Source organism: Treponema sp. TIM-1 (assembly GCF_046533115.1).
Lineage (GTDB): Bacteria > Spirochaetota > Spirochaetia > Treponematales > Breznakiellaceae > JAIRMO01.
This window is the reverse complement of sequence record NZ_JAJQRC010000001.1, coordinates 236,980-263,490: the sequence shown is the minus strand read 5'-3', so window position 1 is coordinate 263,490 and position 26,511 is coordinate 236,980. Positions and strand designations below refer to the sequence as shown.

The 26,511-nt window shown below is 49.3% G+C and carries 21 protein-coding genes and 1 other RNA gene; 1 reads left to right on the top strand and 21 read right to left on the bottom strand.

Annotated features, from left to right (window positions below):
• Positions 1 to 28: 28 nt before the first annotated feature.
• The 19 genes from LQZ21_RS01150 to LQZ21_RS01060 all read right to left on the bottom strand — a co-directional run bounded on the left by LQZ21_RS01150 (position 29) and on the right by LQZ21_RS01060 (position 22,743).
• Positions 29 to 2,416, bottom strand: coding sequence for a TIGR03936 family radical SAM-associated protein (locus LQZ21_RS01150; RefSeq protein WP_411042271.1), 2,388 nt, complete (start codon positions 2,414 to 2,416; stop codon positions 29 to 31).
• 3 nt (positions 2,417 to 2,419) lie between these two features.
• A complete protein-coding gene (gene rodA / locus LQZ21_RS01145) occupies positions 2,420 to 3,730 on the bottom strand; it encodes a rod shape-determining protein RodA (protein ID WP_411042269.1) in 1,311 nt (436 codons plus the stop codon).
• Positions 3,730 to 5,610, bottom strand: coding sequence for a penicillin-binding protein 2 (gene mrdA / locus LQZ21_RS01140; protein ID WP_411042268.1), 1,881 nt, complete (start codon positions 5,608 to 5,610; stop codon positions 3,730 to 3,732). Before mrdA ends, rodA begins: the two co-directional genes overlap by 1 nt.
• Positions 5,610 to 6,116 (bottom strand): rod shape-determining protein MreD, encoded by a 507-nt coding sequence (gene mreD / locus LQZ21_RS01135; protein WP_411042266.1) that lies wholly within the window; start codon positions 6,114 to 6,116, stop codon positions 5,610 to 5,612. The genes mrdA and mreD overlap by 1 nt, the downstream gene beginning before the upstream one ends.
• Positions 6,109 to 6,951 (bottom strand): rod shape-determining protein MreC, encoded by an 843-nt coding sequence (gene mreC / locus LQZ21_RS01130; RefSeq protein WP_411042264.1) that lies wholly within the window; start codon positions 6,949 to 6,951, stop codon positions 6,109 to 6,111. Before mreC ends, mreD begins: the two co-directional genes overlap by 8 nt.
• Positions 6,952 to 6,997: 46 nt before the next feature.
• Complete coding sequence (locus tag LQZ21_RS01125) at positions 6,998 to 8,026, bottom strand: rod shape-determining protein (protein WP_411042262.1); 1,029 nt, start codon at positions 8,024 to 8,026, stop codon at positions 6,998 to 7,000.
• A 38-nt stretch (positions 8,027 to 8,064) separates the two neighbouring features.
• Positions 8,065 to 9,063, bottom strand: coding sequence for a tetratricopeptide repeat protein (locus LQZ21_RS01120; RefSeq protein ID WP_411042260.1), 999 nt, complete (start codon positions 9,061 to 9,063; stop codon positions 8,065 to 8,067).
• Between the two features lie 118 nt (positions 9,064 to 9,181).
• An RNA gene (gene rnpB, locus LQZ21_RS01115) (RNase P RNA component class A) lies at positions 9,182 to 9,615 on the bottom strand.
• 20 nt (positions 9,616 to 9,635) lie between these two features.
• On the bottom strand, positions 9,636 to 10,478 hold the full coding sequence (locus LQZ21_RS01110; RefSeq protein WP_411042258.1) for a zinc ribbon domain-containing protein: 843 nt from the start codon (positions 10,476 to 10,478) through the stop codon (positions 9,636 to 9,638).
• Between the two features lie 185 nt (positions 10,479 to 10,663).
• Complete coding sequence (gene rpoD, locus LQZ21_RS01105) at positions 10,664 to 12,403, bottom strand: RNA polymerase sigma factor RpoD (protein ID WP_411042257.1); 1,740 nt, start codon at positions 12,401 to 12,403, stop codon at positions 10,664 to 10,666.
• Positions 12,400 to 14,205 (bottom strand): DNA primase, encoded by a 1,806-nt coding sequence (gene dnaG, locus LQZ21_RS01100; RefSeq protein WP_411042256.1) that lies wholly within the window; start codon positions 14,203 to 14,205, stop codon positions 12,400 to 12,402. Before dnaG ends, rpoD begins: the two co-directional genes overlap by 4 nt.
• Complete coding sequence (gene mltG / locus LQZ21_RS01095) at positions 14,202 to 15,275, bottom strand: endolytic transglycosylase MltG (protein WP_411042254.1); 1,074 nt, start codon at positions 15,273 to 15,275, stop codon at positions 14,202 to 14,204. Before mltG ends, dnaG begins: the two co-directional genes overlap by 4 nt.
• A 14-nt stretch (positions 15,276 to 15,289) precedes the next feature.
• Positions 15,290 to 16,231 carry an MBL fold metallo-hydrolase gene (locus LQZ21_RS01090; protein WP_411042252.1) on the bottom strand — a complete coding sequence of 314 codons (942 nt, stop codon included), beginning with the start codon at positions 16,229 to 16,231 and terminating at the stop codon, positions 15,290 to 15,292.
• A gap of 19 nt (positions 16,232 to 16,250) precedes the next feature.
• Complete coding sequence (locus LQZ21_RS01085; RefSeq protein WP_411042251.1) at positions 16,251 to 16,697, bottom strand: YkgJ family cysteine cluster protein; 447 nt, start codon at positions 16,695 to 16,697, stop codon at positions 16,251 to 16,253.
• 107 nt (positions 16,698 to 16,804) lie between these two features.
• Positions 16,805 to 18,349 (bottom strand): xylulokinase, encoded by a 1,545-nt coding sequence (xylB, locus tag LQZ21_RS01080; RefSeq protein ID WP_411042249.1) that lies wholly within the window; start codon positions 18,347 to 18,349, stop codon positions 16,805 to 16,807.
• 159 nt (positions 18,350 to 18,508) lie between these two features.
• Positions 18,509 to 19,495 carry an SMP-30/gluconolactonase/LRE family protein gene (locus LQZ21_RS01075; protein ID WP_411042247.1) on the bottom strand — a complete coding sequence of 329 codons (987 nt, stop codon included), beginning with the start codon at positions 19,493 to 19,495 and terminating at the stop codon, positions 18,509 to 18,511.
• 18 nt (positions 19,496 to 19,513) lie between these two features.
• Complete coding sequence (locus LQZ21_RS01070) at positions 19,514 to 20,566, bottom strand: zinc-dependent alcohol dehydrogenase (RefSeq protein ID WP_411042246.1); 1,053 nt, start codon at positions 20,564 to 20,566, stop codon at positions 19,514 to 19,516.
• A gap of 98 nt (positions 20,567 to 20,664) precedes the next feature.
• Positions 20,665 to 21,555, bottom strand: coding sequence for an aldose 1-epimerase family protein (locus LQZ21_RS01065; RefSeq protein ID WP_411042245.1), 891 nt, complete (start codon positions 21,553 to 21,555; stop codon positions 20,665 to 20,667).
• Between the two features lie 42 nt (positions 21,556 to 21,597).
• A complete protein-coding gene (locus LQZ21_RS01060; RefSeq protein WP_411042243.1) occupies positions 21,598 to 22,743 on the bottom strand; it encodes a glycerol dehydrogenase in 1,146 nt (381 codons plus the stop codon).
• A 320-nt stretch (positions 22,744 to 23,063) separates the two neighbouring features.
• Between LQZ21_RS01060 and LQZ21_RS01055 the strand changes: the two genes are divergently transcribed.
• Positions 23,064 to 23,828 carry an SDR family oxidoreductase gene (locus tag LQZ21_RS01055; protein ID WP_411042242.1) on the top strand — a complete coding sequence of 255 codons (765 nt, stop codon included), beginning with the start codon at positions 23,064 to 23,066 and terminating at the stop codon, positions 23,826 to 23,828.
• Between the two features lie 129 nt (positions 23,829 to 23,957).
• Here the strand turns inward: LQZ21_RS01055 and LQZ21_RS01050 are convergent, their stop codons facing one another.
• Both LQZ21_RS01050 and LQZ21_RS01045 read right to left on the bottom strand, forming a co-directional pair.
• Positions 23,958 to 24,959 (bottom strand): ABC transporter permease, encoded by a 1,002-nt coding sequence (locus LQZ21_RS01050; protein ID WP_411042240.1) that lies wholly within the window; start codon positions 24,957 to 24,959, stop codon positions 23,958 to 23,960.
• A gap of 19 nt (positions 24,960 to 24,978) precedes the next feature.
• The gene (locus tag LQZ21_RS01045) at positions 24,979 to 26,508 is read right to left on the bottom strand and encodes a sugar ABC transporter ATP-binding protein (protein WP_411042238.1); all 1,530 of its coding nucleotides are present in this window, start codon (positions 26,506 to 26,508) and stop codon (positions 24,979 to 24,981) included.
• Positions 26,509 to 26,511: the final 3 nt, after the last annotated feature.

The following is a 26,511-nucleotide window of genomic DNA, read 5'->3' as shown; positions in this document are numbered from 1 at the left end:
TTCTTTATAATATAAAGAATTAGCAGAATCAGAGGACCTTTTCCGGATAGAGGCCGCGGTATACGGTAAAATAGGATGATGAAATATCTTCCCCCGGGGGCTTGGCCAGAACGGCCCGGCGACGAAGGCCGTAGAGGCCTTTTTGGGTAAGGCGGTATGATTTTTCATCCCCTGCCTTAACCAGGTCCGGCCCGTGGGAATCCGGGGCTTCGTATTCATAACCCCAGAGCAAGGAGGCCAGGGAATGTTTCTTGAGCCCCCCGGGGATGAGGAGATTTACCGCCTCGATCACGGAAAAACCCTGGGGAAGCGCCCGGTTCAGGGTATCCTTAAAACATTCCGCCTCAAAGGGATAGTCGGTGTCCAGGCTGGCGATCTCCCCTTCCCCGGCGATCCCCATGGCCAGGGGGGAGGCAAAGTCGAGTTTGGGGAGGGGATTGAAGCCTCCGGTAAAAAGAACCGGGATACCGGAGCGGATAAAGGCCATGGAAAAGACCTCTATTACGCCGAGATGGGAAAGAAACACCCCCTTTCCGGTCTTGGAAAAGGAAAAGAGGATTCGGTAGGTATCGGGAGCCGGTTTCTTAATCTGCGGGGCCGTAAACCCCTGAGAAATACCATCAGAAATTACTTTACTATGTATATTATTTTCGACTATCTTGTTATCGCCATGACAATTTCCGCAAAAATGAGTACAATTATTCATACATGGTAAAGTAATTTCTTTTTCTGCTGATTTTTTCCATTCCTCGGTAAGAAAACCGCGGCTAGTGCCGGAATCAATACAATCCCAGGGAAGGGCGGTTCCCGATTTACGGGCCCCGAGGATCTCCTCCCCCAGGGGACGATACTTTTCCAGGAGGGAAGTCCAGCGGTCTCCCTGGAAGTATTCGGCCCAGGCGTCCAAACGGCAGCCTTCACGGTAGGCGTCTTCGATCAAGTCCCCTACCCTTTCGTCTCCCCGGGATATGATCCCCTCCAGGGTGGAAACAAAGGGGTCCTGAATACCCACCTTGTGTCCCCGGGGTCTGAGCCGGGATCGGATAAAATCAAGCTTTTCCCGGGCCTCTACTTCGCTGATCTGGGGGACCCCCTGATAGGGGGTATGGGGTTTGGGGATAAAGGTACCCACATTGATATGGAAGTGCATCCCGGTCCGGGCCGCGACATCCAGGATAAAATCGACGATCTCCCCCTCCTCGGTACCGCATCCCCCCCCGTTCCCCAGGGGAAGGCCCACCATAAAGTAGAACTTCGCCCCCCGCCAGCCCTGCTTTTTCGCCTCCCGGAGGATGGCGACCACCTGTTCCCGGCTTACCTCCTTGTTTATCGATAGCTGCCAGGCATCCGCCGGAGTTTCCACGGCAAAGGTTAGGCCGCTTTTCCTAACCTCGGACACCTTTTCCAACAAGGGCAGGGAAAAGGTGGAAACCCTGAGGGAGGGAAGCTGGAAGGAGATGTACCGGGAAGCGTAGGCGGCGTTAAGGGAGGTGACCAGATCGTCGATGTGCCGGTAATCCCCGGTAGAAAGGGAGGAGAGGCTTATCTCCCGGAATCCCCCCTGATCTATCAGGGCGGCGATTTCCTGCCGGATCGTATCCGCCGGTTTCTGACGCATGGGCCGGTACCAGTACCCGGCATGGCAGAAACGGCAGCCGTTGGGGCAGCCCCGCATAAGCTCCACCGCCCCGTGGTGTTGTATTATTTTCATACTGGGAACGGGAAATACCGCCGCCTCCGGGGGCCGTTGGGCAAAGGCGCTGTCCACCGCCCGGCTTGCCCCGGCCTTGCCCCGGGTCCATATATGGGGATGGGAAACAAGCAAGGAAAGCAGCCCTTCCCTCCCCTCCCCCGTCTTTTTTTTGTCTGCCAGGGTTTGGATCAATTCAAAAAAACCGGCCTCTGCCTCTCCTATCCAAAAAGCATCGATAAATCCCTCGTAGGGCCGGGGATTGGAAACACAGGGACCGCCCATGACGATGATGGGATCCCCATCCCCCCGTTCCGCAGCACGGAGGGGAATATGGGCAAGGTCCAGGATGGTCAACACACCGGTAATACCCAATTCATAACCCAGGGTAAAACAGAGCATATCCAGATCCTTTAGGGCTATACCGGTATCCAGGCCGTAAAGGGGGATCCCCTGTTTCTTTAGCAGGGCTTCAAAGTCAGGTACCGGGGCAAAGGCCCGGTCACAGGATACCCCCTCCAGCCGGTTAAGCCGGTTATAGAGAATTTTCAGCGCCTGGTTGGACATGCCGATTTCGTAAAGATCGGGAAAAGCAATGAGGGTACGGAACGCCCCCTCCTGTTTTATGATGGCTCCGTATTCCCCGCCGATATAACGGGCAGGCTTTTCAACTTCCAATAATAAGGGGCCTAATTCCACCAGGGGATCAATATAGCGGATCTCCATAAATTAATGTTGATACCTTCTGATATAGATGCTGAGGGATAAACCTATACCACTCATGGCGGATAGGAGGGCGGAACCGCCATAGGACATAAATAAAAGGGGGATTCCGGTGATGGGCATAATCCCCATGGTCATCCCCACATTGACCAAAAAATGAAAAATATACATGGCGGATAGGCCCGCCGCAATAAAGGAACCAAAAACATCCGCGGTGGTTTTCATAATTCTTATCAGCCTGAGACAAATAAGGAGAAACAGGGTGAACACTAAAATTCCCCCCAGAAGTCCCCATTCTTCGGCAAAAATAGAAAAAATAAAATCCGTACTTTGTTGGGGAAGAAAACGGTAATGACTTTGCGTTCCCTGGAGATACCCTTTACCTAAAAGCCCTCCGGAACCTATGGCGGTAATGGATTGGATAATATTCCACCCCGCCCCCCGGGGATCTACATTGGGGTCCAGAAACACGATGAGCCGCATGATCTGATAATCCTTTAATACCTTATGGGATATAAAGGATGCCCCGAGGGAAAAGGTAATAATCGCCGCTCCGTATATAATCCAAAAAAAATATTGTTTTTTATACAACCGCACTCCGATCAAGGCGATAACCATCACCAGGAACAAGGCGGCCACACTGATAGCCACAAACCGGACATTCTGAATGATTGAGAGGAAGGGCATGGCGCCCTGCAATATGTAACTCTGCCAAAGGGGTAGTACCATAAATATTCCCGTAAAGAGAATACAGGCGCTTAAAAAAACAATATACCGAAAGGATATGCCCGCAACAAAGGTCATGCCCAGGAGAATGGGAATAAAAACCAGGGACGTACCGAAATCAGGCTGCAGAAGGACGATTCCCATGGGAATAAAAACAATAATACAGGAAACGGCAAACCGGACCAGGTGCTTTTGATTTTTTTTTGAAGAATCCAGATACCGGGCCAGCAAAATAATCGTGGTGATTTTTGCGAATTCCGACGGTTGAATTCCAAAGGAGCCGATCCCTATCCATGCCCTAGCCCCGTTTACCAGGCGGCCGAAAAAACAGGTATACACAAGTAGCAGGAGGGTACCCAAATAAAAATAGAGGGATAAATCGTATAAGCGCCGGTAATTTATCATCGCCAGAAAGAGGGCAATCATGGTGCCGCCTATGGCCCATACTATCTGCCGTATATACTCATTGGAAACCAGTACCCCCGTAGAAGTGATTCCCGAAGAGTAAATAAAAAGGATCCCAAAAAACGTCAGGATAAGGGCCGCAAAAAAAAGGGAAAAATCAATTTCCAGCAAATTCCGTAATTTCATTATTCCCGGCGCCCTTGCATAGGCATCAGATACTGAAGCCCCAAGGCGGAAACCGATTCTTCATAGGTCTGCCCGGAAAAAATACCATGAAAGATGATGGCCGACGCATAGGGCGCCCACCACTCCCACTTATTAACCGCTTCAACTATAACGGATACCACGATTTGTTCTTCCGGATTATCCGTCTGGTAAGGCGCATAGGCGGCAAACCAGGAATGCCACTGATCCGGAAGACCAACTTCGCCGGTTCCGGTTTTTCCGGCAATTTCCACGGTTGGTATGTTAAGGGGAAACCGGGCGGTTCCTTCGCTGATAACCGACCGCATGTTCCGGCGGACGGTTTCAAAAACCGCCGGCTCCACATCGCTTTTATGCAGGATGGCGGGGGCAATGGTAGTTTCCACCGCCCCGGACAAGGGGTCCCGGACCTCTTTAAGAATATGGGGTTTATAAATTACCCCGTCATTAACCACCATGGCTATCATATTTGCCATTTGAATAGGGGTAACCAGGGTATATCCCTGACCGATGGACATATTCATGGTATCCCCCCCCAGCCACCGTTCATGAAACCGGCGATCCTTCCACTGGGGGGTCGGGATAAAACCGGATATTTCCCCCGGCAGGTCGATATCGGTAAGTTCCCCAAAACCAAAATCTTTTGCGTATTCCAGGATCCGTTCAATCCCAAGGTAATCCCGGCCAACCACCCAAAAATAAATGTCACAGGATTGGGCCATGGCTTGCTGGAGATTAAGATGTCCATGACCGGGCTTTCGGATATGACAACGCCACTGCCGGTCCCCGTAATGTATTTCACCGGAACAGTCCACCAGTTGATCCGGTGAAAAGACATTTTCCCGTAAAACACCGGTGGTCATGATGACTTTAAAGGTTGAAGCCGGAGGATAGCTGGATTGTATGGCCCGATTCAAAAAGGGTTTGTTGGGATCATCGATCAGGGCCTGGTATTCGGCGGTCGAATCATTACGGATAAAAATCGTCGGATCGTACCAGGGATAAGAAACCATGGCGAGAATTTCACCGGTATGGGGGCGCATGACCACCACCGAACCCATCCGTTCTCCCAGGGCTTTTTCCGCCAATAGCTGGATGGAACGATCTATGGAAAGCACAATATTTTTCCCCATAACCGGAGGTTCCCGGACATTCGCCAGGCCTCCGGTTATCCGTCTGCCCCGAACATCCACGGTACGGGTTTCCAGACCGTCCGTGCCCCGCAAAATTTCATCATACTGCCGTTCGATACCCGCTTTACCGATAACATCGCCCTGTTTATACCCGCTGTTGTACAACATGGTTAGTTCGTCCTTGGTTATATCCCCCACATAACCGATGATATGGGAGAGGCTTCCCGCTTCAATGTAGTTCCGGATAGGTTTGGATTGCCAGGAAACGCCGGGAAGGGTATCTACATTTTCCGCGATAACGGCGATTTTATTATACGCCACGTTGGAAGCGACTTCCAGGGGCTGAAAAAGATAATAATATTGGGGAGGTATCTTCCCTTCGATTTGATCCGGGGGAATTCCCAGAATTACTGAAAGTTCTTCAATAAGGGCCGGTATCTTTCCCTGGGGGACTTCCGCGGGGGTGATATTTACCGCAAAAGAATCGGCATTAAGGACCAGGGGTTGATCAAAACGACGGTCGTAAATTTCTCCCCGTTGGGCGGGAATTACGGTGGTCCGCCGGGCTATGTCTTGAGCCCGGGAACGGTATAATTCACCCCGTAATATCTGCATACCGAAAAGCCGGATACCGTAGACGATAAAGATACCTATAAAAACAAACTGGAGTATTTTAATCCGTTTTTCGGTGTTTTCCTGGATTGGGGGTGATTGGGGGGTAAAATCCATTATCGATCTCCCTGATCCATCACCAGCAGGGATCTGAAAAATTTAAGGAAACCAAATAAAATTGGGGCGGAAAGGCTGTTGAGGAGTAATTCCACCCATAGGGTAGGTCCCCGGAGGGGATAAGCCGGAATAGCCCCGGCAAAAAGCAGGTGGAGTAAAAAAACCAAAAGGGCCTTAACCAGGGTAGCCCCGGCACATAAAGCCATGGGGAGAAAAAATATATCTAAAAAAAAGGTTCCCTTCATAATCCCGGTCAAAAAACCTACCATGGTACGGATAAAAGCGTTAAATCCCAGGGGGGCGGCGGATAAAAAATCGATAAGAAATCCTGAAAAAAATCCCGTCAGTTGTCCGGTCATGGTACCGTTATTATACGCGCTGAATACCAAAATGCCCAGGGCAAGATCCGGAATCGCATGGTAAATTTCCAGACGGGAAAGCAAAGTGGACTGTAAAATAGCGGCAATAAGGGCGAAAACCGTCGCCCAAATAACACGCCTACCCATCCCCTTCCCATCCGGCTTCATTCTTTTTTTCAGTTTCAATCACAAAGACATATTCCAGCCTGGAAAAATCTATGGCGGGCTCCAATTCCACTTCCATGGAAGTTTCGTATTCCTCGTAATGTATTTCACTCACCCTTCCGATGGTAATTCCTGGAGGGAATACCCCTCCGATTCCGCTGGAAGTGATAAGATCCCCAAAGCTGATCTCGTCTCGGGCCCGTTTTCTGATAAAACGCATGATCAGGGGCATATCGGAACTCCCCTGGCCTTCCACAATTCCCTCATACCGGGAATCCGAAAGGCGGGATGAAACATATGAGCTGGTATCGTAAAGGGGCATAACCAGGCTTTCAAATTGTCCTGCCTGGACTATTTTACCCACCAGGGCCTGAATCCCGTTCTGGAAGGCTATGACCGGCATATTATTCGCCAGGCCGTGATATTTTCCCTTATTGATAACCAGGGCCGAAAAGAGATTGTCCGGGTCCCTGCCGATAAGTTCGGCGGGGACGTGCCGGTAAACCAGGGTTTCTGAAAACCCTAGCTGTTCCCGGAGGCGGTTGTTTTCCTGCCGGATCTCCGCGGCATTCCGCTCAAGCTGCTCATACCGGGTTATCCGATCGGTTAACTCCGCGTATTCCCGCCGTAAAGAGGCCAGTTCCTGTATGGAAAGGACGGTCTGGGAAAAAAACGAAGCAACCAAGTGGACTCCCCCCCGGACGCCGGAAAACGCGGATAACCCGATACCCTGAAAATCAATGACAAAACTCCGGGTGGAAACCAGGAGAACCGAAAAGGATACCAGGCCCAAGACAATAAAAACATAACTTTCCATATTGGGACGTTTTTTTTGTCCTGGAGACGCTTTTATCCGCATAAAACTAACCGTTCAGGTTATCGTAAATACTGCGGGTATTGTCAAAACCCTTGGCATTCTCAAAATATTTACCCGCCCCCAGAGCAACGCAGTCCAGGGGACGTTCCGCGAGGATCACCGGCACCCCCGTTTCCTTGGAGATGAGTTTTGGAAACCCCTTGAGGAGGGAACCACCGCCGGTCATGACTATCCCCCGCTCCACAATATCCGCTGCCAATTCCGGCGGGGTCTGCCCCAGGGTTGATTTTATCTCATCAATTATTTGCGTTATGGGGTCTTTAAGGGCATCCCGAACTTCGACCGAATCAATTTCCAGCTTTCGGGGCAGTCCGGTAATGGCGTCGGTCCCTTTAATTTCAACTTTTTCGATGGTTTTATCCGGCGCGGCGTTACCGATCTCTATTTTCAACCGTTCCGCGGTCTGTTCACCGATGATAAGGTTATGGGCGCTACGGACATATTTAATAATCGCTTCGTCAAATTCGTCTCCCCCAAGACGTATGGCATTGGTAACCACCATACCGCCCAGGGAAATAACCGAGACTTCCGTGGTTCCCCCCCCAATATCACAGATCATGTGTCCTGCGGGTTCGAAGATGGGAATGTCCGCGCCGATGGCGGCGGCCAGGCTTTCCTCAATAACCTTCACTTCCCGGGCCCCTGCCTTATAGGCGCTTTCTTCCACCGCCCGGCGTTCCACCTCGGTAATGCATGAGGGAATGCCGATAACCATCCGGGGCTTTATAAAACGGTACCGGGGTAGTACCTTGGAAATAAAATACCGGATCATCTTTTCCGTGGATTCAAGATCGGCAATAACCCCGTCCCGCATGGGCCTGATGGCTATGATATTTCCCGGAGTCCTCCAGAGCATATTTTTTGCGTCGGTTCCTACGGCCATAACCCGTTTAGTACCCCGTTCTACCGCCACCACCGATGGTTCGTTGATGACAATACCTTTCCCGCGTATATAAATAAGGGTATTACAGGTTCCTAAATCGATGCCGATATCTGAAGAACTTTTTCCAAACATATTTCCTCCCGGGCCTCATAGGCCCCATTGCTTCAAAATTATAAATTCAGCCGTATCCTTGCCTGTTTGTGGGTCGGATCAATCCTCATAGCCGTCCGCCATTCAAAACGGGACCTGGCGGTATCACCCATGGAAGCGTATAACTCGCCTAAGCGGTAATGGGCTTCCGCGTTTTCTCCCGATTCTTCGATAATAGTAAGATATTGGGATATGGCGCCTTCCTTATCGTCGGAATTTTCAAAAAGCCCCCCTAAAAGGAACCGGGCAGTGATAATAACCTGGGAATCCATGGACGTTTCTATACAGCGAAGAAGATACGCCTTGGCCGTATCGGATTCATCCAACTCCAAATAGGAACGGGCAATGGCTAAAAGTAATAGATCCTGGGGGTAAGCGGAAATCGCCGGATTCGGCGGACCCTCCAAATTATTTTCAACCCTTCTTTCAAAATCATTGGCCGGGTTCAAAGCCAAACTAAAAGCCGCGACACTACTATGATAATCATGGATCCCCGCATAGGCAAGCCCTAAGTATTCAGGAATATCCCGGGCATCGTAGGAGACTTCCCGGGCCGCTTCCAGAAATTTTACCGCCAAATCCGCGTAACCCACCCCTTTTTCGTAATAAGCTTTGCCCAATACATAGAAAATTCTGCCGTCTTTTGCCCCGTCATTAATCAGCAGGGCCTTCCGTAATGACCAGATACACCTATCTATATAGACCAGGGTATCATAATTATTGATCTGGGCAACCGCAAGCTGATAAGCCACCATACCATGGGTGGTTAACAAAAAATAATCCAGGGGATTCGTTTGTAATTTATCCTGGGTTATCCTAAAAACTTCTTCATAGGAAGCTTCTTCCCAAAGCCGCAGAATTTCTTTTCGATCATTCCCCAGCCTGCTTCTCCTGCTCCCAAAAAACACTCCCCCGGATAGTATGAGGATACTGAAAAAAATAATAATCACCCCTCGGTTAACCTTCTGATTACGGTGGGCGTAACGGCCATAATCAGACCAGGAACGTGGTTTAAACATAGTATTACAAACTATATTACTTTCTTTTGCAGAAAAAATCAACAAAGCTAACGGGCAGAATTCAGAATAAACCTACGTACGTACCGTCGGTACCTTTTGAAATAGCCGTGGGGAAAGAAAAAGCGATGAACCATAAGCCGGGTTCTGTGTCGAATTTCCGCCCAAAAGCGGAAATTCCGGTTGCCATCTATCTGGCGCCGTATTTACATACGGCATCCTTGCAGTCTACCCGCGGAAAAAAACGGGCCGTTTTCCGCTGCTTGACTTTACTCCTGATGAGGCTTGCCAGAGGTTGCGGGAAACCCCAACAACCCGTCGGGAACCGTTACCGGCCCCCCGGTGGGCTCTTACCCCGCCATTTCACCCTTACTCAAGGGTTCACGGCATAAGCCGTAAGCCCCTGGGCGGTATTTTTTCTGTTGCACTTTCTGTCGGAAAGATCTTGGGATCTTCCCGCCCGGGAATTACCCGGCATCATGCCCTACGGAGCCCGGACTTTCCTCAACCTAAAGGGTACAGAGCCTTTTAGGCTGCGGCAACCTGGTTCATCGCTATAACTTAAGGTTTTCAGGCTATTCGTCGTAATCAATATTTATTTTTTCATCCTCCTCCTCATCCTCATCATATTCATCATCGTCCATATCATCCAGGTCAGACAGACTTCCCGCATCTTCGGTATCGAAGAAATCTTCCTCCCCCTGTTCGGACTCTTCATAAAAGAGAATTCGGGAACAATAGGGGCAAAAGACGATTTCTTCTCCCATCCGCACCGTATTGGCAAACTGGACGGGTAGGATCATGTGGCATCCCATACATACCCCCCCCCTGATGGCCACAATACCCCGGCCCATTTTATTTTTGACGATCCGCTCGAATTTAAAAAGCACCTCCGGATCAAGGCCCGGGGTTGTCTCCCTTTCCCGCTCCAACAGTTTCTCAACCTGGGCGGTTTTTTCCGCTATCTCCGCCTCAATACCCGCCTTGCGCTCCGCCAATTCCTGTTCCTGCTGTTCAATAAGGGCGGTATTTTGTTTTATTTGTTCATCCAAGTCCGCCAAAAGACGCTCTTCCCGCTGAAGATCCTTACGGTATTGTTGTTCTTTTTCAGAGGCGTCCCGAATTTCCTTATCCAGGGCCTCATATTCCCGCTGGGTACTGATGGAATCCATATTTTTTTCGGCCCGTTCCCGGGCGCTTTCCGCTTCTACCAACAGGTTACGATATTCTATTTCCGCGTTTTTTGCCTTTTCATAATCCTGATTTTTTTCAATAAAAGTCTTCTTAAGCCGGGCTAAAAGTTCCTCCTGGGTTGACAGAAGTTTGGGAATTTCCTGAATGTCCTGCTCTAAACTTATTTTTTCTGAAAGAATATCCTGCAAGGTACGCAGCTTATCAAACACATCTTCCATAGCCATGGATTACCCCTTAAAAATGAGGCTGTTTCAGAATCCTTTTGTCCGGCAGCACCGGTGATTTTGAAACAGCGACCTTAAATTTAGGAGAAAAAACGGACGTTAAGCCGCTTTTCCCAAGGCCGGTTTCAAAAAATTTAAGTTTTAAAACCGGCTCAAATGTCAAATTTTGAAAAATCAATCCTTTTTTAATGATCCAAATAATCTTTTAGGCGCCGGCTCCTCCGCGGATGCCGAAGCCGGCGGAGGGCCTTGGCCTCAATCTGCCGGATCCGTTCCCGGGTGACATTAAAATACAGCCCCACTTCTTCCAAGGTGAGGGAATATCCGTCATCAAGACCGAAACGCATTTTAAGTACCTCCTGTTCCCTGGCGGGCAAGGTGGATAGTACCCCGGAAAGCTGTTCCTGAAGCAGGGTAAAGGCGGTCTGATTTGCCGGATTTTCTACGTCCTTATCCTCAATGAAATCTCCTAAAAGGGAATCCTCCTCTTCTCCAATGGGAGTTTCCAGGGATATGGGCTCCCGGGCCACGTTTTTTACCGATTTTACCCGTTGGGTAGTCCAGCCGAGGCGCTCGGCGATTTCTTCATCCGTGGGTTCCCTCCCCAAAACCTGCATAAGCTGCCGGGATTCCCGTACCACCTTGTTGATCTGCTCTATCATGTGGACCGGAACCCGGATGGTCCGGGCCTGATCCGATATGGACCGGGTAATGGCCTGTCGAATCCACCAGGTCGCGTAGGTGGAAAATTTAAAGCCCTTTTGATACTCGAATTTTTCTACCGCCTTGATAAGGCCGATATTCCCCTCCTGAACCAAATCAAAAAAATGAAGCCCCCGGTTGGTATATTTTTTGGCAATGGAGACTACCAGGCGAAGATTCGCTTTAATAAGTCTATCCTTAGCGCTTTTCATTAAATTACGGCCCCGGCTTATTTCCTTGGCCATTTGGTTGATACTTTCGATGGATTCCTCAAATTCCGATTCCATCTGACGGAGTTTTTTTTCAGTCACCTGGATATGCCGGATAAGTTCTTTTATTTCATCCGATAAAAGGCCCAGATCCTCTTCCAGCCGCTCCCGCTCCTCCTTGATGGTCAAGCCCCGGCCCAAGGCACGGAGTTCCTTTAAGGATCCCACCCGGAGCCGTTTTTCTATCCGTTCCTGTTCTTTTTTATACCGTTTTATCTTTTTTGCCGCCTGAATGAACTTTTCAGAAAAACTGGTAATTTCATCAGGATGGATTTCGGCAATCTCGATAACCTCCAGAATCCGGCCGCGGATCTCATTGAGTTCCTGATCATCAAAAAAGTCCAAACCCCGGCTTAAAAGCCGCCGCTTGATTTCGATATAATTTTTCAGCTCCCCGCCGATAAGCCGAAGGGTTTCCTTATAAAATTGGTTGAGCCTGCGGCGCTCGGTCATGTATTCGGTGATTTCTTTTTTGGAAAGGCTTAATTCCCGGGGATCTTTTTTTGAAAAGGCCCGGAGCGCAATGTGGTAGAATTCGGGGATGATCATACCGGATTTTTTTATCACCCCCTTGATGATATTTTCCCCATCTTCCATCTGTTTGGAGAGTTCTATCTCCTGTTCGGCGGTCAGAAGGTTTTCCCGGCCTATTTCCCTGAGGTAAAGCCGGATAGGATCATCCACCGACGATTCTTTGTCGTTGTATACGAGCCGTTTTTTTTCGGATTCCGCGTTTTTACGCGGATCCGACTCGGTTTCATCCTCTCCGGAACCGTCATCCTCAATAAGCTGAACGTTATTTGCTTCCAGGAGGGCGAGGACCTGCTCTATTTTATCGGAATTGGCGATATGTTCCGGTAAAAAATCGGAAAGTTCATCGTAGGAAAGGGATTTCTTTTCCTTTGCGTATTCAATCAACTTCAAAACAGCAGGATCAAGCTGCAAATCCGTCATTCGTTATGTTCCTTAAAACGATGTAATTCGGCATCAATATGCACTTTTTCGGCCAGGAGATCCGCTGTCCGGTGTCCGATATCTCCCTGCCGCATGATACGCAGTTCCGTTACTATTTCGGCCCGTCTGCGTTCAAGCCGTTTCTGTTTTATCCGCCTTATTCCGTCTGAAACAAGTTGTTCCACATGGACGGAAAAGGCCTCGGAAGTCCCCCGTTCCAGTACAAATTTACGTAAAGCCTCGTCCTTAACCCGGGACAGAAGATCATCCATCCCGGAAGAATCGTTCCGATACCACTCATCCAGGGCGATAAACAGCTCTTTAGCGTGAGGATCCTTTAATTCCTCAATCGTAAAAGCCGAAAGCAACTTAGGATACAATCCGGGGTTAAAAAAAACCACGGTCAGCAAAAACAATTCTTCGTTCATCCGAACCGGTTTTACCCCGGACCCGGCAGATTGTTGGGGAACCATCGTCTTCTTCGACCGCAGTTCCCCGGGACGATAATGACCATAGTCAGAAAGTACCGCCTGACGTTCAACCCCAAATGCATCCGCAATAACTTCTATAGATGCCTCCCGGGACACCTCCGAATCCAAAATTTCCAAGTACGGAAACAGAAAAGCCACCGCCTGAGCCTTCCCTTCGGAATCGGAAAGATCATATAGCGCCTTACTGCGCATTACAAGATACTCAAGGTCATTTATAAAACATTTTACAGTATTTTGCAACGCCTCCGGGCCCATTTCTTTTAAAATATCCGCAGGATCCTTTAAGTCTCGGTTGTTTTTTAGGGATATCACGGAACAAACCAGGGCATTTCTCCGGCTTGTCATGATGGCCTTGACCGCCGCGGCCTGCCCCGCCTCATCGGTATCAAAAATAAGGTAGATCCGCTCCACCCAGCGCCGTAAGAGTTTGGCCTGTTCATCGGTAAAGGCCGTTCCCAGGGGGGCCACCGCGTTGATGATCCCCGCCTGATGGAGGGCTATCACATCCATATACCCCTCAACCAGGTATACCTCCCGGGTTTTTCTGAGTTCCGGCAGGGCTAAATCAATGGCAAAGAGGGTTTCCCGCTTTTTATAGATCTCCGATTCCGAGGAGTTGATATATTTGGGACCGTCCCCGGATAAGATCCGCCCCCCAAAGGCGGTGGTCCGCCCCTGCCGATCCGCGATGGGAAACATCAGCCGGTCACTAAAAAACGCCGTCCGGGGGTTATTTTTAAAAAAAAGACCGCTTTGGGCAAGAAAGTTTTCCGTATATCCCTTTTGAGAAAGAAAATTGAACAGCCAGGCCTTATCCGCCGGGGCATAGCCCAAACGGAACCGATTTATCGTTTCTTTATTTATTGCCCTGGCTAAAATATAATCCTTCGCAGCCTTTCCCTGGGGTTTTTCCATAAGAAAATGGTTAAAACTCACCGCTACCCGGCGGTATAACTCGGAAAGTTCGTCTATTCGGGTGGTAATCCCCGGATCCTTGGGCTTTCCCCCGGTATTTTCATAGACCACTTCGATCCCCAGCCGTTTTGCCAGGATTTCAACCGCCTCGGGAAAGGTGAGTTTCTCCATGGCCATGATAAAATTTATCACCCCTCCCCCCTCGTGGCAGCCAAAACAATAATACATCTTCCGTTCGGGATCCACCGTGAAAGAGGGGGTTTTTTCGTTATGAAAGGGGCAAAGCCCCCAATACCGATTTCCCCGTTTTTCAAGCCGTACATAATCCCCCACCAGGGCCACGGCGTCCATCCGGTCATTAAGCTCCCGGATGGTGGTTTCGGCAATATAACTCATAGGGAAGGACCCTTAACATAGAGTGTTCCCGCTTTGATATGATCATCCAGGGTTTTGGAAAAATAATGCCTGCCCACGGCGGGATCTATCAGGCGAAAATAGAGATAATCGCTGGAAAGGGGGTTAAAAACCGCGTTTAAGGCAACCATACCGGGGGCGGAAATAGGTCCCGGGGGTAATCCGGGCCTGATATAGGTATTATAGGGGTCCCTGATTTCGGTATCTCGGGTATACAGAACCTCCGGATGGGGTTTCCCCTGAATTTCGGTAATCACGTATTCCACGGTGGCGCAGGACTGAAGGGCCATTCCTATGTTAAGCCGGTTATAGAATACCCCCGCCATTATCGGGGCCTCCTCATCAAGGCGGTACTCCCGCTCCACGATAGAAGCGAGGATCACCCGTTTATGGAGTTCCTCAGGACTTAAGTCCGGCAGGTCATGTTGGATTTCCGCCAGCCGTTTAAAAAAGGTATCCGCCATGGCTTTAGCCACCAGTTCCGGAGGATACCCCGGGGAAAAGAGATAGGTATCCGGGTAGAGATAGCCCTCCATGGTATCCCCCAGTATTCGATAGTGATTGAGGATTTCCCGGTTCGCCGCGGCGGCGAGGAACCCCGCTTCGTCACAGATCCCCTCGTTGGCCAGGATCCGGGCCATTTTTTTCAGGGTAACCCCTTCCGGTATGGTTACCCGCTTGAGAATTTGCCGGCCCGCCACCAGGATAGCCCGTATTTCGAGCTGACTTACCGGCAGGGTCAGCTGATAAGTTCCGGCTTTTATGTAGCGTTTGTCGATATAGAAAAGGAGATCCCAGAAATAGTGGCTCCGGATAATCCCCGCTTCCAGCAAGCGCCGCCCCACCGAAGCGGCGCTTTCCCCGTTGCGGACTTCCAAAATTACCTTCCCCTCCGGTTCTATGGTCAGCGCCTCGTGGCTGCCGCTTGGGGGTTGGAGGGACGGCGGAGCATTGAAATAAATCACCGCCCCCAGACCCAAGAGGGCGCATAATAAGGCCATCCCCCAAAAAACACATACGGTTCTAACCACAATATGAATAATACGGGACATTTCTCCCTCAGGTGTTATAAGGTAAGTTCCAAGCCTTCCGTGGCCAGGGAAATTTCCATATCCTTTATACCCATCCGCTCCGTATACAACCGGGCGGATTGCAGGATATTGACCAACTTTCTATCATCATAGGTAGGATCATGGTGAAACAAAACCACATGTTTGATCCCCCAATTAGCGGCAAAATCCACCGCCATACTGAAAGCGCTGTGTCCCCAATTGTATTTTTCAATTGCCTCCCCCAGGGTGTATTGAGAATCCAGCGCGATAATATCCGCCCCGGCAAAAAAAAGGGTGTTTTCATCCTGCCGTATAAAATCAGCGGCGGATAATTCCGTATCGGTGGCATAGATAAAGCGGTGCCTGCCGTCATTTACCGAGTAAGCATAGGAACCGCCGGGATGGTTCATCTTTTTATAGGAAATTTCCACCGAATTAACCGTCACTTTTCCGGTTATCCGGTGGAAGGTTCTTTTTGACGTCATGGATTCCATCGATACCGGAAAGTAGGGAGGGGCCAGCTGTCCGCAGAGGGCGGTCTTTAGGTTTTCCATGGGGGAATAAAAATCAATGGATACCGAGGGATCATAGGCAGGATTAAAAAAAGGTAATCCCTGGATATGGTCCCAATGAAAATGAGAATAAAACATATGGTAGTGAATCGGCTTGGGCTTTTCCGTGATCATGGCCATACCCATTTCCCGTAATCCCGAACCGCTGTCAAAAACAATAAATCCATCGGATTTGTCAACTTTGATTGAAACACAGGGGGTATTTCCCCCCACCGTACCAAAAAGCCATGGGGGAAGCCCTGCCAAAAATCGTTCTTTACTTTCGGAAGATTCAATATCAGAAGGCTTTAACCGTTCCAGGATGGACGAGATTTTACTTTTTATCTGGGACGGCATCTGCGGCGCCGGAAGGGATCCACGGACACCCCAAAAATGGATGCGCATTTTTATCTCCTGCTGGCTATCAGATTTTTCTGGTAATAATGGATTCCGCCCTTCCCTGGGCTAAACATGCTTCGATATAATCCATGTTATAATGGTTACCTTTTCCCATACCCGGACACGATGCCGCCGCTGTTTCCCATGTCTCGCGAGAAACAAGGACGGAATACCAAAACGGAAAATTTCTACATTGCAGGGGACGTCCTTTGTAAACCGAACATCCGTCTTTCCAAAAAATACAGTCATAATTGGACTTTTCTTTCAGCGAAAGCCGTTCCAGCCCTCCTCCTTGAGGGACCCACCGGCAGTAAACTTCTATGAACTCATTATAAACCATTTTTACTTCCGCCGCCAGAATTTCCACGTCTTTTTTCGATAAAAATACATAACCCGGCTGATACCGGCAGCAAGCCGAACAACGGGTACAGGTAAAATAAAGCCCACAGCGATAAAAAGGCTGTTCCGGCATACCCCCTCTCCAATACCAGAATTGTATCCTATTTTGATAAGAAATTACAAGGGATTCGGTACTACCCCCAACTTGAGGTTAACGCCGGAGGATCTTCCTGCAGCTCCCTAGGTCGTCCTTAACGACGCAAGCCGGTGGTAAACATCAAGGAGCGAATCATAGGTACGGTTAAAAATTCCAAATAATTTTTCATAGACCGGCGCAAGCTCCTGATGGGGTGTAATAGTTTTGACTGGTCCATTAAATTGACAGATAACCGAAAAATCTTTGAAAGCGCCGATACCTACCCCTCCGCAAACCGCCGCCCCAAGGCTTGTCGCCTCTTCGGTATAGACGGGGACGACAAGGGGTTTCTGCCATATATCGGCGAGAATTTGCAGCCATACGGCGCCCTTGGCTCCACCCCCAATCATGATCACCTTATCAATACCGCCCTGCGCGACAGCGCCCTGTTCAAGAATTTGCAGGATGATCTTGAGATTAAAGCCGACTCCTTCAAGCACCGCCCGGGAGATATCCCCCTTAGAGGTGGTAATAGAAAGCCCCACAAAGGCGCCCCGGGCCTCATGATTCCACCGGGGGGAGCGTTCCCCCAAAAGGTAGGGGAGGTAGAGCAGCCCGCCGGCGCCGGGGGCCGCCTCGGATGCGCCATTATCAATGAGACGGTAAGGATTTCCCCCGTTTTTGGCGGCCTCCGCGATCTCACCCCCGCAGAGGGTATTTTTATACCAGTTATAAGAATACCCCGCCGCCTGCATGGTACCGCAGGGGGTATACAACCCGGGATCGAGGTGGACCCAGGTAAAGGTCCGTAATTCGGGATCATATACCGGGGCAGCGCTTGCCAGGGAAATCCACGATGAGGAGCCCAACACATTATAGGCGCTGCCCTCGCTCACCACGCCGGCGCCGACACAGGCGCAGCTTCCGTCCCCCCCGCCAATGATGACCGGAGTTCCCTCAACCAGTCCCGTTTCCCGGGCCGCTTCCAGCGTAATGCCCCCGGCATTGTCCGTCGAAGGGTGGGCCTCGGGGAGCAGAGCCGGCGAAATACCCAGGGTATCCAGGATGTTTTTGTCCCACCTTTTCTTTACGAGGTCAAATAGATTAGTCCCCGAAGCATCGCTGTAATCGGTAACGAATTTTCCTGTCAGTTTGTAGATGATATAATCTTTAGCGTGAAGCATCTTATACGCCCGGTGGTAAACTTCAGGCTCATTATCCCGCACCCACAGGAGTTTTGCCGCAGAATAGGACGCGCTAATCCGGTGCCCGGTGGTCCGGTATACATAATTCATCCCCAGCTTTTGCTCCATTTCCGCTTCCTGCGTACCCGCCCGGGTATCCGCCCAGATGATCATGGGACGCAGGGGATTACCCTCGGAATCAACCAGGAGGCATCCCATCATCTGCCCGCTGAAACAAACCGCCGCCACATCGCTGCCGGAAAGACGGGTCTCCTCCAAAAGCTGCCGGGTGGAAAGACACACCGCTTTCCAAAAATCGTCGGGATTCTGTTCTACCCAGTTCTGTTTTGGATACCGGGTCGGATATTCATACAAACAGCTCGCCCCCTGTTTTCCGTCAAGGGAAAACAGGGTAACCTTATTGCCGCTTGTACCAAGATCATGGGCAAGAATAAATTTTCCCATCCTACACCTCAATCAACCAATCCCGCATAGGAGGTATGGTTGTACTCATAAGGTATTATATTCGTTTCATACCTTTATGACCACGGCAAAACCGCGGGGTATAAAACCCTCACAACGAATTAAAAATATATCAAAAAAACGCGCTCTTTTCCACCTGCCCTACAGGGCGATTTCTGCGAGGGTTGCAGGCATCTCATGGGCCGTATTTACCTTATCCGGTCCGGTTACCAGGTCAAAACAGGAAGCGATGATCCGTCCGTGCCAGATAATAGGCTCACCGGGCTGGTCCAATCCGCCCTCAAGTCCCGTACAATCGGGGCTCTGGGCTATACGTTCTACCCTGCCGTCAAGACTCACTTTAGCAATGGCGTTGACGCTGAAATCGGCAATGTAGAGGTTTCCCTCGGCATCGAATATCATGCCGTCGGTTGTCTGAAGCTGCGTTGAATCTTTGGCAAATGAAATATTGCTCTTGAGGGAACCGTCAGGATTAAAGGTGATACGGAAGACCTCCCCGTCGCCGAAATTGCCGATATACAGATTTCCCCGGCTGTCAAAAACGATCCCGTCCACGCCGTATTGGCAGGAGGGATTTTGGGTAACAAAAGACGCGAAAAGATTTTTGTCGGTTAAGTCGTTTTTTATATCGACCTCTTCTTCGGTTAGCGCAAAACGGTATACCCCGCTGGTGAGTTTTCCGTCATCCCGCTTTACCGGATGCATGTAGCTGTTGGTTACATACATACAGCCGTCTTTTATCCGTATACCGTTAGGGTGTTCCATATTTTTGGCGACCACCGTTGTTTTACCAATAACTCCGTTATCATCTACGGTAATTTTGAGGATCCTTCCTTTAAAGATAAGCTCAGGACGTTCACTCCAGCCCTGATTATCGCAAAGGTATACATTCCAATCGTCATCAAAGGCAATACCCATATTCCGGGCAACGCCGGTTTCGGGATGAACCGGTACGTCAAACCATTTGGTAACCTTACCCTCCATGCTGATTTTTACGACACAGCCGGAACTACCGGTCTCCGCAAAATTTGGACAGGAGAGTACCAGATTACCGTGCCGGTCAATGGCCATGCTGTCAGGGGTACTTATATATTCCGGCAAGGCACAAAATAGTTTTGATTCTCTCATGGCATCCTCCTTGGGTTTTCAATAATAACGGATCACTATCTTTTTGGTTGAACTTTTCCGTTCTTCCACCAGTTTAAAGGCGTCAATAATATGCTCAAAATCAAAAACATCGGAGATAAAATCTTTTGGATCCAACACCCCCAGGTTGATCCATGCCATGATCTGGGCATGGGCATCCCCTTCCTCTTTTTTTGAGGGCCATTGTATAAAATCAAGGGACCAGTTATACGGCGCCTTACTCCAATCTAGGTCCATGCCGAGTTTAGGTGAAATGCCGTAACAGCATATTTTGCCGTTATACCGGACAAGCTCCATCCCCTGATTGATGAGTTGGTTGATCCCCACGGCGTCAACCATATAATCTATACCGTCGGGGAACATCTTTTTTACTTCGGCCTTGATATCACCCTTCTGACTGTTAAAGGCATAATCAGCCCCCATCTGTCTGGCAAAATCTACCTTTTCATCATCAATATCGGTGGTAATAACCGTCTTTAACCCAAGAAGTTTTGAGAATTTAGTAAAACAGAGACCTACAGGCCCCGCACCAAAGATAAGTACGTTTTCATTCGGCTCAAAGCCAAAACGCCGTATGGCGCTTAATACCTCCCGAAAGGTGACAATCATCGACGCCTCCACCGGATCAACCTTATCCGTTGGCTTGATTACCGTCTGGGCAAAGTATCCTTCGGAGAATTCCGGTGTTCCCGGTCCCATCCCGTTTGCTATATAGGCTTCCGCATCTCCCACCACGGCATATTCGGAATAAGCGCCCCACCCTGGGTATATTTCTCCCGATTTCTCCTCAAGGAAGGGTAAAAGGACAATATCACCTACCCGGAGGTTCCGGACTTTGCTCCCTACTTCTACTACTTTACCAACCCCTTCGTGCCCCAGGGCAGCGGGATAGGTACTGAAATTCTTAAAAGTGCCATGGATGACCTTCATATCGGTACCGTTACACACCCCGCAGCTGAGGGTTTTTACCAGGGCTTGACAGTCCTTATATGCAGGAATAGGAATCTCTTGTATTGATAAAACATGGGACTCATCAACAATTAACGTTTTCATACCAACTCCTTAATACGAATTAATAATAATATTATTAATATAATATTGTCAATATGTAATTACATATTATAAAACAAATCTAACCGCATACCCCCGTCCTATTCGGTGGTTCCTAATATATGCAGGCTGTAACTAAACTGTCTTTCACCGCCGGGCGGTAATATAACGGCATAGGCCTTGTCCTTAATAGCAGGTCCCTCCCCCTTGACAGCCGGTATACCCTGCCACGGCTCCAGACAGAGATACGGGGCCTCTTTATGGGGCGCCGTCCATAGGCCGATAGCCGGGAAATCCTCGAAAAGCATTCTGATACCGTGCTTTTTCTTTTTGTGACGTATCGATAAATCCCGGCAAGGTACATCCCGAAAGATGAGTACATCATAATCAAACAAGCTATAGTCCAAACCCAGAGTAGCGCGGTCATCAAACAAACAACGGATATCATCGGGATCAATGGGATTCAGATCGGGACATTTAAGGGTATACAAGGTAACCGGCTTTCCGAAAACCAGCTCATAGTCGCTGAACTGCTCCCCGGGAAATAGCGGGCAGGCCAAGCCCGGATGGGCACCGATACAAAAGGGAAGAGGAACATCTCCGGTATTAACAACACGATACGTAGTAATCGCGCCGTCTGCGATCAGCTCGTGACGGATTTGAAATTTGAATTCAAAGGGATATTCCCTGCGGGTTTCCTCCGTAGCGTTGAGTTCAAACACAATAAAGACGTCCCCTTGTTCAACTATCCTGAAATCATGGTATTGGGCAAACCCGTGTTTGCGCAGATTGTATACCTTACCGTCAACTTCGTGTTTACCGTCTTTTAAAGCACCGACTATTGGAAACAGATTCGGCGAGTGGCCGGACCACGAGGCGGCATCCCCCTTCCACAAATATTCAACCCCTTCTTTACCGATCATTGAGACAAGCTCTCCTCCCTGTGAAAGGCATACCGCGGTAAAATTTTTATTTCTTAATTTATACTCCATGGTTTCTTTCTCCTCATCGCTTCATGTTTTTTTTAAGTTTCCTTATGCCAAAATTTTTTTTCCGCTCAGATACGCCCTGCCGATACCGTCCGCTGTCAAAATTGCACTTTTGATAATTTCTCTGGTTATGACCTTAGGTTCGGCATGAATAACATTATGATAAGCCACCTCGGCAATGGTATCAAGGATCTCCGGGGTTATCGTCTCTATGCCGAGGCCGGCAAGGGTAACGGGCAGCCCCACATCAATACAGAAGGAGTATACCTCATTCACGATCTCATCAGGCGTATTTTCAATCGCCATTTCACAAAGCACCCCAAAGGCCACCTTTTCACCGTGATAATATATTTCTTTAGTAGGGATCGCGGTTAGACCGTCGTTGACAGCATGGGCGGCGGCGGTCCCATTACTTTCAAATCCAATACCGCTCAACAAGGTGTTGACTTCGATGATGTTTTCCAGGGCCTCCGTGACAATACCCTGCCTTGCGGCGATTAGGGCCTTGCGTCCATTCGCAAGTAATGCACGGTAACAAAGCCGTGCAATCTCCCGGGAAGCCAGGGACGAGCCCATGCTAAAACCAGCTTCGGAACTTACGATATTGACATAATTTGAATGTACATTAGCCATTGCCTCAAAATAGGTGGACAAGGCATCACCCATACCCGATATAAGAAAACGCACCGGCGCTTTGGCGATAACGGTGCTGTCCACCAGTACCACATCGGGCCCTTTTTTCAAAAATATTTCATGACTATGCTCACCGTTGTCTTTATAGATGACCGACAATCCGCTGCAGGGTGCATCCGTAGATGCCACGGTGGGAACGATAATTACGGGCGTCGAAAAACGCTCCGCCAGAACCTTCGTCGTATCAATGGTTTTACCACCCCCTACCCCTACAAAAACATCAACCGGGGTTTTTGATAATTCCTTCTCAAAAGCATCCAAAGCCGCCAACGTAATTTCACCGGCCTTTGCATGACAGGCAATTCGATATTCGGGAAGATATAAATCTATAAGCCGCTTCTTCATAACATCAAACAGATTTATATCTATGATGAATATTACCGCTTTACCGTAAGCATCGGTAAATTCCCGTATATTATTCAAAATTCCCTCGCCTTGAATATATTTTCCGGGAGATGCGAAGGATCTGACATTGTTAATGCGTCTTTCCATGCTCATAATGATAAGCTCCTTGTCGTATCCTGAGTTTTCAGATTTCTTAATGTAATAACATTCTATCATTACACCATAAATATGTCAATGTTTTTTAATACCAATCTATGTAATTATATCTTGACAAATCTTATTTATGATCCTTAAATATGATTATTGAGTCTTTCCTAAAACCCGGTTGATTTCGGGAAAAACTTTGGAAAAAGTGGCTAAAGGACCGCTTTTTCTTCTAAATATAAGGTTGCTTTCTCCAGACTGAAATTTTGGGAAAGTCTCCATTTTGTGGTATTTTTTGATGAACCAATTACAAGGAGGAGTTTATCAGTATGTTTTTGGAAGAACTTTTCAGTTTAAAGGGTAAGGTAGTCCTGGTTACCGGAGGAGGCCGTGGCATTGGACAAGTTGTGGCCCGGGGACTTGCGAAAGCGGGTGCGGAAGTGGCGATCCTGCAGCGGAGTGAGCCTAAGGAAGCCATTAAAGAAATAGAAGATGATGGGAATATCGCCTATTGGGTCAAGGCGGATGTGTCTGATGAAAAAGCCGTAGACACGGCTATCGCGAAAATAGGTGAGCGTTCCGGCCGTATTGATGTTGTTTTTAACAATGCCGGAATCTGTATCCATAAGGGAACCCTGGAAGCATCCATATCGGAATGGAGGCAGGTGATCGAGGTGAATTTGACCGGGGAATACATCGTCGCAAGAAGCGCTGCCCGGGTTATGATGGAGAAAGGAATCAAAGGCAGTATCATTAATATGGCTTCCATGTCGGGAAGTATCGTCAATATTCCCCAGTGGCAGGCCTCTTACAACGCATCAAAAGCCGGGGTCATTCACATGACCAAATCCCTGGCCATTGAATGGGCGGATGCGGGGATCAGGGTCAACAGCCTAAGCCCCGGATACATCGCGACCCCGATGTCCACCGAGACGCCTCAGGAACTAAAGGACGCATGGCTGCCTCTAATGCCACTTCACCGGATGGGGAAACCTGAGGAATTGATCAGCGCGGTTATCTACCTTGCCAGCGACTCTTCAACCTATACGACGGGTCTTGATTTGATCGTTGACGGCGGTTATAGCCTCGTTTAAGAGATAGATCGGTTTAAAGCGCTACCCGGCGCCGGGGGTTCCCGGCTGCCGGCCGGTCAGGCCCCTACCCCGCCACCATACCATCCGTAGAGGGAACCGCTAAAAACTTCGATTTTTGGAGGCTTTTCCTTATTTAATGATCAGCCCCCGGGTGGATCGATCCACTGTTATCGCCACCGCGGCCAGTATAAAGAGGCCGAAAACAATATTCTGCCAGTAAGCGTCCACCCCGATAAAATTCATGCCATTTTGAATGATCGATACGATAAACACCCCAAGCAGAGTCCCGGCGATATTACCGCGTCCCCCGGTAAGAGAAGTACCGCCCAAGGCGACCGATGCGACAATCAACAGGGTAAAGGGGTCACCAACTTTAGGAGCGGAACTACGCAGCTTTGCCGCCAAAAAATAACCACCCAGAGCGGCGCACATACCGTTTATCATAAATGCGATGATCTTGACCCGGTCAACATGCAGGCCCGCAAGACGGGAAGTCCGTTCATTACCGCCAATGGCGTACAAGGCACGCCCCATGGTGGTCCTGTTCTGTAGCATGTACAGTACTACAATACAAACCAAGGCCAGTACAAGGGGAAGGCCAATTACTCCAAAGGTGATCCTGAACCACCCTACACTGCCCCAGTTGACTTTGGTGACAGACTCCGGGGCATTACTGATGAGCAATGCCACCGACTGCCACAAAGACATAAAGCCCAGGGACGCAATAAATGAAGGAACTTTGAATTTTACGTGGATTACCCCCAGAAGGACCCCGGAAAATGCCCCAAAGGCAAGCACCACAACCAGAGCCGCCAGTGCGGTAAGCATCGGGGAACCGATGGAAGGTCCCAGGAGGTTGAGAACCCGCACGGTGATAACATTGGCTACCGAACAGGCTGCCCCCATGGATAGATCGATGGAACCCAGCAACAGTATGGCGGTCATACCGGATGCCATGATGATAAGCGGCGCTGAATCGCTTAACAGAGTTTTGAGGTTTGCCTGGCCTAAAAATCTGTTCTGGGCAAGGGTAAAACCTATAATTAAAATCACGATAGCGGAGAAGCTGAAGTACCGCATGAATTTATCCTGTATCTGCATTCTGCGGCCAATATCTAATTTTTCAGTCATCTGCATATTCTTCTCCTTCTTACATCATAACACTGACAACATCGACCTGGCTGGGTTTTTTGTCCGTCGAAGCGTCGAAGTCACCGGTAACAAGTCCGTCTTTCATAACCAAAATACGGTTACTCATCCCTATACACTCGTCAAGGGTATCGCCCAAGAGGATCACCGCTTTCCCACCCGTCATGATATCGCGGATGGTGGCATATATTTCTTCCTTGGCACCTACATCAACCCCCCGGGTTGGATGATTCAGAATCAACACGTCACATTTGCTTGCCAGGGCGCGGGAAAATACGACCTTTTGCTGGTTGCCCCCGGAAAGCTGGATGAGGAGTTCTTTGGGGCCGATAGCTTTTATCCGCATGTGTTTTATCCATTCCATCGCCTGCCGCCGTATCGTCTTAGCCGGAACAAAGGAAGCCACCGCAAGCTCATCAAGGTTTGAGAGGGCGATATTGTTTTCGATTGAAGCGGTCCGTATGATACCTTCAACAAGCCGTTCCTTGGGGATCATGAGAATGCCGTTCTTAAGCCCCACCGCCGGCGAGGAAAAATTTACCGGTTTACCCTTAAAGATTATTTCCCCTGAAGTGGGTTTTTCATCGCCGCAAAGGACCTCGCAGATCTCCTCTTTACCGGAACCAATAACCCCACAAAGGCCGAGAATCTCCCCCCGGTGGAGTTGGAAACTGATGTTTTTGAATACCCCCAGCAGGCCCAGGTTCCTGACATCCAAAACTACTTCTTCCTGGGGCCGGATCTGTTTGTCCATTTGGTAATATTCGGTAGAGGTGGAACGTCCCACCATCATCTCGTAGAGCTTTGCCTCATCGGCATCTTTGGTGGACAGGGACCCAACACTGGCCCCGTCCTTGTAAACGTATATTCGATCCGTAACCTCCAAAACCTCATCCAGCCGGTGGGAGATAAATACAACACCGTGCCCCCGGTCCGCAATTTTACGCATCTGTACAAAAAGATTCCGGGCTTCCTCCTCGCTGAGTACGGAGGTCGGTTCGTCCAGCAGGATAAGACATTTTTGATTCGCCGATTTGGTTACATTGATAACTTTGGCAACCTCGATCATCTGCCTGGTGGCAAAATTCAGATCGCTGACCTTCTTTCGGGGATTGATGTTCCGTATATCTATCTCCTCAAGGGCCTCCGCCGCCTGCTTGTAGAGCTTTGACCAGTTTATTACCCCCAGAGTACGGAATTCTTTTTCATGACCAAAGAAGATATTCTGTCCCACCGAGAGGCTTACGATCAGGGACTGTTCCTGAAATACCATACCGACACCATGTCTATTTGCATCCATGGGGTTTTTAGGAATATAGGGCACCCCATGTATGGTCATGGTTCCGTTACTTGGACTTTCGGCACCGATGATTATTTTTAGAAGGGTGGATTTCCCAGCGCCGTTTTCGCCGACAAGCCCGACAATCTCCCCCTCATAAACTTCGAGTTCTACCCCTTGAAGGGCATGGGTGGCCGCATAGTGCTTTTCTATATTTTTTGCACTGAAAAGCAGTTGTTTATCGTTATTCATGCG